Genomic DNA, 808 nt, shown 5'->3' with positions numbered 1-808 from the left:
CAGGGCGGTGGCGTAGAGCACATCGCCCTTGGTCGTGAAGCGCACGTCCTGCGCGCCGAAGGCTTTGCCCTTGCCCTCGTTGAAGCCCTGAGCGGTGAGAGCAGCGGCCTGCGCCTGCGCCGGCCCCTCGCCAAACACGCGCCAGGGCCGGGTGCCGTAGAGGCTTTCGCCGTTGGCCTGCAGCCAGTGGCCGATGGTTTGCACGATGGCCCGCTCCTGCTCGTCGATGGTGCCGTTGCCGCGCACGGGCACACTCAGCAGCAGGTTGCCGTTTTTGCTCACCACGTCTACCAGCGTCTGCACCACGGTTTGGGCGCTTTTGTAGCCGTGGCGGTCGTACACGGCGCGGTTGTAGTGCCAGTCGCCGAGGCAGGTGCAGGTTTGCCAGGGCAGCGGCTCAATCTGCGGGCTCTGGCCGCGCTCGATGTCCCAGACCAGGCAGCGGCGCTGCTGCTCAGTGAGAATTTTGCCGGTAATGACGGCTTCGTTGCGCCCGCCGTGGCGGCGAATGCTGGCGTTGTACTGGTCGGCGGCCAGGCGCAGGCCCACGTTGCTGGCCGGCCACAGCGGCAGGGCCGTGTCGTCGTAGTACACCAAGTCGGGCTCGTAGCGGTCGAGCAGCTCGCGGGTGCGACGGTAGAATTTCTCGCAGTAGGCGGCATCGGGCGGGGTGGCCCCGTTGCCCCAGTTCCACTGCCCATGAATGGAGCCCGGGTTGTGGCCGTCGGCGCTCAGGGCGTGGTTTTGGGCGTAGAGGGCCTGCGGGTCGAAGCCCTCCCACCACTGGCCCCGGCCCTGGGCGGCGGTC

Annotated in this window: 1 protein-coding gene; it reads right to left on the bottom strand. The window is 68.4% G+C overall.

Features of this window, described 5'->3' with window-relative positions; translation table 11 throughout:
- Positions 1–808: alpha-L-fucosidase (locus ACYVDE_RS24790; RefSeq protein ID WP_460504184.1), on the bottom strand; the 808-nt coding region annotated here is incomplete at both ends.

It is taken from the genome of Hymenobacter agri, assembly GCF_054778495.1.
The sequence above is the reverse complement of the archived record's forward strand: the minus strand, read 5'-3'. Positions and strand labels throughout refer to the sequence as shown.